At 61.5% G+C, this 6,502-nt stretch carries 3 protein-coding genes and 2 rRNA genes; 3 read left to right on the forward strand and 2 right to left on the reverse strand.

Going from position 1 to position 6,502, the window contains the following annotated elements; translation table 11 throughout:
- Window positions 1-13: 13 nt before the first annotated feature.
- A 16S ribosomal RNA gene (locus U1H99_RS29980) occupies window positions 14-1,542 on the reverse strand.
- Window positions 1,543-2,083: 541 nt separating this feature from the next.
- Between U1H99_RS29980 and U1H99_RS29985 the strand changes: the two genes are divergently transcribed.
- Genes U1H99_RS29985 through U1H99_RS29995 form a run of 3 tightly spaced genes read left to right on the forward strand, consistent with a single transcriptional unit; the run spans window position 2,084 to window position 6,012 of the window.
- A complete protein-coding gene (locus U1H99_RS29985) occupies window positions 2,084-2,746 on the forward strand; it encodes a 2Fe-2S iron-sulfur cluster-binding protein (RefSeq protein ID WP_323145146.1) in 663 nt (220 codons plus the stop codon).
- 9 nt (window positions 2,747-2,755) lie between these two features.
- On the forward strand, window positions 2,756-3,742 hold the full coding sequence (locus U1H99_RS29990) for an FAD binding domain-containing protein (protein WP_323145147.1): 987 nt from the start codon (window positions 2,756-2,758) through the stop codon (window positions 3,740-3,742).
- A complete protein-coding gene (locus U1H99_RS29995) occupies window positions 3,739-6,012 on the forward strand; it encodes a xanthine dehydrogenase family protein molybdopterin-binding subunit (protein ID WP_323145148.1) in 2,274 nt (757 codons plus the stop codon). The genes U1H99_RS29990 and U1H99_RS29995 overlap by 4 nt, the downstream gene beginning before the upstream one ends.
- A gap of 238 nt (window positions 6,013-6,250) precedes the next feature.
- Here U1H99_RS29995 and rrf read toward each other — a convergent pair.
- Window positions 6,251-6,363: ribosomal RNA gene (gene rrf, locus U1H99_RS30000) — 5S ribosomal RNA — on the reverse strand.
- Window positions 6,364-6,502 lie beyond the last annotated feature (139 nt).

Raw genomic sequence — 6,502 nt, forward strand, 5'->3', positions numbered from 1 at the left:
GGTGCTACTCTAGAAAGGAGGTGATCCAGCCGCACCTTCCGATACGGCTACCTTGTTACGACTTCACCCCAGTCACGAATCCTACCGTGGTAAGCGCCCTCCTTGCGGTTAAGCTACCTACTTCTGGTAAAACCCGCTCCCATGGTGTGACGGGCGGTGTGTACAAGACCCGGGAACGTATTCACCGCGGCATGCTGATCCGCGATTACTAGCGATTCCAACTTCACGCAGTCGAGTTGCAGACTGCGATCCGGACTACGATACACTTTCTGGGATTAGCTCCCCCTCGCGGGTTGGCGGCCCTCTGTATGTACCATTGTATGACGTGTGAAGCCCTACCCATAAGGGCCATGAGGACTTGACGTCATCCCCACCTTCCTCCGGTTTGTCACCGGCAGTCTCATTAGAGTGCCCTTTCGTAGCAACTAATGACAAGGGTTGCGCTCGTTGCGGGACTTAACCCAACATCTCACGACACGAGCTGACGACAGCCATGCAGCACCTGTGTTCAGGTTCTCTTTCGAGCACTCCTCAATCTCTCGAGGATTCCTGACATGTCAAGGGTAGGTAAGGTTTTTCGCGTTGCATCGAATTAATCCACATCATCCACCGCTTGTGCGGGTCCCCGTCAATTCCTTTGAGTTTTAATCTTGCGACCGTACTCCCCAGGCGGTCTACTTCACGCGTTAGCTGCGTTACCAAGTCAATTAAGACCCGACAACTAGTAGACATCGTTTAGGGCGTGGACTACCAGGGTATCTAATCCTGTTTGCTCCCCACGCTTTCGTGCATGAGCGTCAATCTTGACCCAGGGGGCTGCCTTCGCCATCGGTGTTCCTCCACATCTCTACGCATTTCACTGCTACACGTGGAATTCTACCCCCCTCTGCCAGATTCAAGCCTTGCAGTCTCCATCGCAATTCCCAGGTTGAGCCCGGGGCTTTCACGACAGACTTACAAAACCGCCTGCGCACGCTTTACGCCCAGTAATTCCGATTAACGCTTGCACCCTACGTATTACCGCGGCTGCTGGCACGTAGTTAGCCGGTGCTTATTCTTCAGGTACCGTCATTAGCCGAGGATATTAGCCTCAACCGTTTCTTCCCTGACAAAAGAGCTTTACAACCCGAAGGCCTTCTTCACTCACGCGGCATTGCTGGATCAGGCTTGCGCCCATTGTCCAAAATTCCCCACTGCTGCCTCCCGTAGGAGTCTGGACCGTGTCTCAGTTCCAGTGTGGCTGGTCGTCCTCTCAGACCAGCTACTGATCGTCGCCTTGGTGAGCCTTTACCTCACCAACTAGCTAATCAGATATCGGCCGCTCCAGGAGCATGAGGTCTTGCGATCCCCCACTTTCATCCATAGATCGTATGCGGTATTAGCGTAACTTTCGCTACGTTATCCCCCACTCTTGGGTACGTTCCGATATATTACTCACCCGTTCGCCACTCGCCGCCAGGTTGCCCCGCGCTGCCGTTCGACTTGCATGTGTAAAGCATGCCGCCAGCGTTCAATCTGAGCCAGGATCAAACTCTTCAGTTTAATCTCTGTTTGTTGGCATTGCTGCCATCGGTATTGCTACCGAGTCGCTCACTCAAGATACTGACCGTCATCTCATTGCTGAGACAACGCTTAATACTTTTGTGAACATTTGATAATTTAAGTAATCAACAGCGCTTACGCGACTGTTGGCACCTTCATCAAACGCCCACACTTATCGACTGTTAATTTTTAAAGAACTTTGTTCGGTACTGCGCTTTGCTACTTGGCGACAAATCGTTTTGTTTGTCAGCAGCATAGAAGAGATATTATGCAATGTTTCGCTTAACTCGTCAACCCCATCTTTTTCTTCAGCGCCAGCGGTGTTATCAAAACACTCAGCTCAACTACTTGATTTCGTTCAGCTTTTCCGACGCTGCAGAAGCAGGAGCCGAACTATAGCAAATGGATGAGCATGCGCGCAAGACCCTGTTGTCGCTTTTTAACGCCCAACTAAGTGAGTCATCTAACAGAAGCAATCCACGGTAAGCAGATAATGAACAGCTAACGCTTTCCGTCCGCCGTGCCCTACCGGGAGTAGCCCATGTCCGACCAGCCGTCCGATCACCCTTCAAGCACCGATGCGGACGTGGACACCACCCGCCGCGGCTTCATGCAATCCACCCTGCTCGTCATCGGCGCAACCCAGCTGCCTGCTCACGCCGCACCGCCTCGGGCAGCGGCAGCGGCGGGGGTGCCGCCACGTCCGCTGACCCTGAACATCAACGGCAAGGATCAGACCCTGTCGCTCGAGCCGCGCGTCACCCTGCTCGACGCGCTGCGCGAATCGGCCGGCCTGACCGGCACCAAGAAAGGCTGCGACCGCGGCCAATGCGGCGCCTGCACCGTACTGGTCGATGGCCGCCGCATCAATGCCTGCCTGACGCTGGCGATCATGCACCGGGGCGCGAAGATCACGACCATCGAAGGCATCGCCCGGGGCGACGACCTGGCGCCGATCCAGACCGCCTTCATGCAACACGATGCCTTCCAGTGCGGCTACTGCACGCCGGGCCAGATCTGCTCGGCCGTGGCCTGCATCGACGAGATCCGCGCGGGTACCGCCAGCGCCGTCACGCCCGACGTGCGCGAACAAAAGATCAGCTTTACGGATCCGGAGATCCGCGAACGCATGAGCGGCAACCTGTGCCGCTGCGGCGCCTACAACAATATCGTCGCTGCGATCCGCACGACGGCCAACGTCTGAGGAGCGGCCATGCGCAGCATCGACTTCGAACAGGCCACCGACCCGGCCGGTGCCATCCGCCTGGTGCAGCAGCCCGACACGAAATTCATCGGCGGCGGCACCAACCTGATCGACCTGATGAAGGGCGACGTCGAACAGCCGGTGCGCCTGGTCGACATCAATCACATCGGCCTCGAGCAGATCACGCAGCTCCCCGACGGCGGCCTGCGCATCGGCGCCGCCGCCCGCAATAGCGACACCGCCAACCACCCGCTGGTTCGCACCCGCTATCCGCTCTTGAGCGAAGCGCTGCTGTCCGGCGCATCGCCCCAGCTGCGCAATATGGCGACCGTCGGCGGCAACCTGCTGCAGCGCACGCGCTGCCCCTACTTCATGGATACCGCCTTCGCCATGTGTAACAAGCGTGCGCCGGGCAGCGGCTGCGGCGCGCGTGAAGGCTACAACCGCATGCATGCGATCCTCGGCATGAGCGATGCCTGTATCGCGGTGAACCCGTCCGACATGAACGTCGCCCTGGCCGCCCTCGATGCAGTGGTCCAGGTGAGCGGCCCGCAAGGCGCGCGTAGCATCCCGATCGCCGACTTCCACCGCTTGCCGGGATCGACACCCCAACGCGATACCGTCCTGCTGCCGGCGGAGCTGATCACGTCGGTCGACCTGCCGCCGCCTCTGTTCGCGCGCCATGCCCGCTACGTGAAGGTACGTGACCGCAGCAGCTATGCGTTCGCGCTGGTGTCGGTGGCGGCGGCTCTCGACATGTCGGGCGGCGTCGTGCGCCAGGCCCGCATCGCGCTCGGCGGCGTGGCGCACAAACCGTGGCGCGTGCCGGCAGCGGAGCGCATGCTGGCCGGCCAGCCGCTCGACGACGCACGGTCGGCCCGCGCGGCCGCGCTGCTGCTCGAGGGCGCGCAGGGTTTGGAGGACAACCGGTTCAAGATCAAGCTTGCGCAGCGCGCCATCGTGCGCGCCCTGCGCGAGGCGGGAGAGAAAGCATGAGCGTCATCGGACAAGGTATCGACCGCCTCGACGGGCGATTGAAAGTCACCGGGCAGGCGACCTACTCGGCCGAGCACAAGCTCCCACGCCTGGCCTATGGCGTGATGGTGCTGTCGACGGTGCCGAAGGGACGCATCACGGCGATCGGCAGCGCCGCGATCGGGCGCATGCCCGGGGTGATGCTGGTGATGACGCACCAGAATGCGCCGCGCCTGCCCAAGCCGAAAGCGGAGGGCAAGACCAGCGGTAAAGACGGCAGCAAGAGCGCCGGCGCGGAGCAGTCGAAGCCGGACAACAAGCAGCAGCCGCCGAACCCGAAGCTGTCCTTGCTGCAGGACGACCGCGTCGAGTACAACGCGCAGCCGATCGCGGTGGTGGTGGCGGACACCTTCGAGCACGCACGTGACGCCGCGCGGCGCCTGCAGGTACGGTATGCGACCTCCCCTGCGCAACTCGACTTCCAGCAGGCGAAATTGCGTCCGCGCCGCCCCGAACCGCAGCCCGAGCGTCCACCGGAGACCGGCCGCGGCAACGCCATGCGCGGCTTGCAGAACGCGGCCACACGGGTCGACGTCACCTTCACCACACCGATGGAGAACCACAACCCGCTCGAGCCGCATGCGACCATCGCTGCCTGGGATGGCGATGCGCTGACCTTGTACGACTCGACCCAGAACGTCTCGGGTGCGCGCCGCACCGCTGCGCACAGCCTGGGCATCGATCCGGACAAGGTGCGCGTGGTCTGCCCCTTCGTGGGCGGCGGTTTCGGCAGCAAAGGCACGACCTGGTCGCACGTGGTATTGGCGGCGATGGCGTCGCGCATGGCCGGCGTGCCGGTCAAGCTCGTGCTGGAGCGCACCCAGATGTATGGCCCGGTCGGTGCGCGTCCGCTGACCGAGCAGCATTTGCAGCTCGGTGCCGGCCGCGATGGCAAGCTGCTGGCCGTCACCCACGACACCATCTCGAGCACCTCCTTCGTCGACGATTTCGTCGAGCCCTGCACGGCGGTGACCAGGAAAGCCTATGCCAGCGACAGCTTGCAGACCTCGCAGCGCCTGGCGACGCTGAACGTCGGCGTGCCGACTTATATGCGGGCGCCGGGCGAGTCGAGCGGCAGCTTCGCGCTGGAGTCGGCGATGGACGAGCTGGCGTATGCGCTCAAGATGGATCCGGTCGCGCTGCGCCTGGTGAACTATGCCGAAAAGGATCCCGAGAAGGATATTCCGTGGTCGAGCAAGTCGCTGCGCGAGTGCTACCGTGCCGGCGCCGAGCGCTTCGGCTGGTCGCGCCGCACGCCGCAACCCGGTTCGATGCGCGCCGACGGCAAGCTGGTAGGCTGGGGCATGGCGACCGCGGCGTATCCAGCCAACCGCAAGGGCGCCAAGGCCTCGGCCAGGATCAACCCGGACGGCACGGTGCTGGTCCGCAGCGGCACCCACGACCTGGGCACCGGCACCTATACCGTGATGACCCAGATCGCAGCCGATGCGCTGGGCCTGCCGGTGTCGCGCATCCGCTTCGAGCTGGGCGACACCACCTTCCCGGAAGCGCCGGTGTCGGGCGGCTCGCAGACGGTGGCCAGCGTCGGGCCGGCCGTGCACCAGGCGGCACTGGCCGCGCGCGACAAGCTGGTCGCGACCGCGCTGGGCGACAGCGGATCGGCGCTGCATGGCTTGAATCCGAACGAGGTGGATGCGGTCGATGGCTGGCTGGTGGCAAAAGCCGACCCCAAGCGGCGCGATTCGATGGCGGCGGTGGTGGCGCGCAACGGCGGCAAGCCGATCGTCGGTGAAGCGAGCGCCGAACAGGGCGACGAAAAGAAACGCTACGCGATGCAGGCCTTCGGCGCGGTATTCGTGGAAGTCCATGTCGACCCGGACCTTGGAACGATCCGGGTACCGCGCATCGTCGGATCGTACGGCGTCGGGCGCGTCATCAACCGCAAGACCACGCACAGCCAGCTGATGGGCGGCATCGTCTGGGGCATCGGCATGGGCTTGATGGAAAAGACCGAGATGGACTGGCGTGTCGGGCGCGCGGTGAATGCGAACCTGGCCGACTATCACGTGCCGGTGAATGCCGATATCGGCGAGATCGAGATCATCGTCGTCGACGAGCAGGACAAGCACATCAACGAACTCGGCACCAAGGGCGTGGGAGAGATCGGTATCACGGGCGTGGCGGCGGCGATCGCGAATGCGATTTATCACGCGACCGGCAAGCGGATCCGCGATTTGCCGATCACGCCGGACAAGTTGATCGATGTGTGAGCCGGAACCGTTGCCCATCCAGGCTGTCTATGCTCAAGCATCGGATGTGCGTGTGCGACGAACTGGGCGATACCGGCTTGTCCGGCGTTCTGATATCGGGGGGGAACCCGGACAGCGGCGGGTGGCTGCCCAGCCTTTCAATTAGCTGATGGCTGATAGGGAAGGTGCAAAGCAAAAACCCCCGCTCAGGTCACTGAGCGGGGGTTTTTGCAGTACTACTTTTTACTACTATTAATTAGCCTGACGATAACCTACTTTCACACTGGTTGCAGCACTATCATCGGCGCAAAGTCGTTTCACGGTCCTGTTCGGGATGGGAAGGGGTGGTACCGACTTGCTATGGTCATCAGGCATAAACTGTACGAGTGCGCTTCGCTGTGCTGGGCGCCACTCTGAATCCGGAAGAAGTATTTAGTTTTTTGAATCTGGTATCAACAAACAGCTGTCAATCTCAACCTTGTACTGCCAAGGTTATAGGGACAAGCCGTAC

This window comes from Massilia phyllosphaerae, from assembly GCF_034659755.1.
Lineage (GTDB): Bacteria > Pseudomonadota > Gammaproteobacteria > Burkholderiales > Burkholderiaceae_D > Telluria > Telluria phyllosphaerae.